3 protein-coding genes are annotated in these 2856 nt (G+C 69.5%); all 3 read left to right on the top strand.

Annotated elements, in window-relative coordinates; genetic code table 11:
* On the top strand, nucleotides 1-975 hold a 975-nt coding region (locus AB4039_RS41875; protein WP_442273266.1), incomplete at its 5' end, for a sulfate adenylyltransferase subunit 1.
* Nucleotides 976-1190: 215 nt separating this feature from the next.
* On the top strand, nucleotides 1191-2321 hold the full coding sequence (locus tag AB4039_RS41870; protein ID WP_266843334.1) for an aliphatic sulfonate ABC transporter substrate-binding protein: 1131 nt from the start codon (nucleotides 1191-1193) through the stop codon (nucleotides 2319-2321).
* A gap of 34 nt (nucleotides 2322-2355) precedes the next feature.
* A partial coding sequence (locus AB4039_RS41865; RefSeq protein WP_442273265.1) for an ABC transporter ATP-binding protein occupies nucleotides 2356-2856 on the top strand: 501 nt, incomplete at its 3' end.

Raw genomic sequence — 2856 nt, 5'->3', positions numbered from 1 at the left:
GTCCTCGTCGACGCCCGCAACGGCGTCATCGAACAGACCCGCCGCCACGCCGCCGTCGCCGCCCTGCTGCGCGTCCCCCACGTCGTCCTCGCCGTCAACAAGATGGACCTCGTCGACTACCGGGAGACCGTCTTCGCGAAGATCGCCGAAGAGTTCACCGCCTACGCCTCCGAGCTGGGCGTTCCGGAGATCACCGCCATCCCGATCTCGGCCCTGGCCGGCGACAACGTCGTCGAGCCGTCCGCGCACATGGACTGGTACGGCGGCCCGACGGTGCTGGAGCACCTGGAGACCGTCCCGGTCAGCCACGACCTCACCGCCTGCCCGGCGCGTTTCCCGGTGCAGTACGTGATCCGCCCGCAGACCGCCGAGCACCCCGACTACCGGGGCTACGCCGGCCAGATCGCCTCCGGCGTCCTGCGCGTCGGCGAAGCCGTCACCGTCCTGCCCTCCGGCCGCACCAGCACCATCGAAGCCATCGACGCCCTCGGCGAGTCCGTCGACATCGCCTGGGCGCCGCAGTCGGTGACGGTCCGCCTCAAGGACGACATCGACATCTCGCGCGGCGATCTGATCGCGCCGTCCGCGAGCGCGCCGGCCACCACGCAGGACGTCGTCGCGACGGTCTGCCACGTGGCCGACCAGCCCCTGGCCGTGGGCGCGCGGGTGCTGCTCAAGCACACCACCCGCACGGTCAAGGCGATCGTCAAGGAGATCCCCTCGCGACTGACCCTCGACGACCTCTCCCAGCACCCGGCCCCCGGCCAGCTGGTGGCCAACGACATCGGCCGCGTCGTCGTCCGCACCGCCGAGCCGCTCGCGCTCGACGCGTACGCCGACTCGCGCCGCACCGGGTCCTTCCTGCTGATCGACCCGGCCGACGGCACCACCCTGGCGGCGGGCATGGCGGGCGAGTCCTTCGCCTCCCAGGCCAAGACGACCGTCCAGGCGGATGAAGAAGGGTGGGACTTCTAACCCATGCTCCCCGACATCTACTCCACCTTCGCGAAGGAGGGCGGCCGCGTGGGCAGCGGCGTCCTCGGCAGCGGCCAGGGAGGGGTGGCGCGATGTGCGCGATGACGTACGCGCACCGCATGCGCGCCCTCACCCCCCACGAGCCGTACCCGTCCTTGCTCCAGAAACGAAGACGTGCGTCATGACGCCATGACGCTACGAGAGGAAGTCCTCCCGTGCCTGCCACCGGTACCACCCGCACCACCCTGCGCCGCGGAATCGCCGCCGCCGCCCTGCCGCTCCTGATCGGCGCCCTCGCCTCCTGCGGCTACGGCTCCGAGGCCAAGAAGGACGAGCCCAAGGACACCGCGGCCTCGAACGCCGCCGCCGGCGGCAAGAAGCTCTCCGCCTCCGAGGTCCGCATCGGGTACTTCCCGAACCTGACGCACGCCACCGCTCTGGTCGGCCTCCAGGAGGGCCTGATCGCGAAGGAACTGAACGGCACCGCGATCAAGCCGCAGTCCTTCAACGCCGGTCCGTCCGAGATCGAAGCCCTCAACGGCGGCTCTCTCGACATCGGTTTCATCGGCCCCTCGCCGTCGATCAACGGCTACGTGAAGTCCAAGGGCCAGAACCTGCGGATCATCTCCGGCTCCGCCTCCGGCGGCGTCAAGCTGGTCGTGAACCCGGACAAGATCAAGACCCTGGACGACCTCAAGGGCAAGAAGATCGCCACCCCGCAGAAGGGGAACACGCAGGACGTCGCGTTCCTCAACTGGATCTCCGAGAAGGGCTGGTCGGTCGACCCGGAGTCCGGCAAGGGCGACGTCTCCGTCGTCCGCACCGACAACAAGGTCACCCCGGACGCCTTCAAGCAGGGCTCGATCGACGGCGCCTGGGTGCCGGAGCCGACGGCCTCCAAGCTCGTCTCCGACGGTGGTTCCGTCCTCCTCGACGAGACGGCCCTGTGGCCCGACAAGAAGTTCGTGATCACGAACATCATCGTGTCGCAGAAGTTCCTCAAGGAGCACGCGGACGTGGTGGAGGCCGTACTCAAGGGCACGGTGAAGACCAACGAGTGGATCAACGCCAACCCGGACCAGGCCAAGGCCTCGGCGAACGCGAAGCTGGCGGCGGACAGCGGCAAGCCGCTCGACGCGAAGATCATCGACCCGGCGTGGAAGTCCATCCTCGTCACCGACGACCCGCTCGCGAGCACGCTGAAGACGGAGTCCGACTGGGCGGTCAAGGCCAAGCTCATCGAGCAGCCCGACCTGGCCGGCATCTACGACCTGACGCTCCTGAACAAGGTCCTCAAGGCCGCGGGCAAGCCCGAGGTCTCCGACGCCGGTCTCGGCGCCAAGTAACTCCGCAGTCCAGCAAACCCAGGAGGTGACGACCATGGCCACCACGCTCGCCAAGGCTGCCGAGGGCACCGTAGCGGAGCAGACGCACGCCGCCCGCATCGAGCACGTCTCGAAGTCCTTCTCCGGCCCGGCCGGATCGCAGCTCGTCCTGGACGACATCAGCCTCGATGTCGCTCCCGGAGAGTTCGTCACCATCCTGGGGGCCTCGGGGTGTGGCAAGTCCACCCTGCTCAACCTGGTCGCGGGACTCGACAAGCCGTCCGCGGGGTCCATCGAGACCCCCGGCGGCCGCCCGGCCCTGATGTTCCAGGAGCACGCCCTCTTCCCGTGGCTCACCGCGGGCAAGAACATCGAACTCGCCCTGCGCCTGCGCGGGGTGCCCAAGGACGACCGCAAGCCCGAGGCCGAACGGCTGCTGGAGCTGGTCCGGCTCGGCGGGGCGTACGGCAAGCGCGTCCACGAACTGTCCGGCGGCATGCGCCAGCGCGTGGCCCTGGCCCGCGCCCTCGCCCAGGACAGCCGCCTGCTGCTGATG

The organism is Streptomyces sp. M-16 (genome assembly GCF_052114405.1).
Classification (GTDB): Bacteria; Actinomycetota; Actinomycetes; order Streptomycetales; family Streptomycetaceae; genus Streptomyces.
This window is presented reverse-complemented; position numbering and strand designations above follow the sequence as displayed.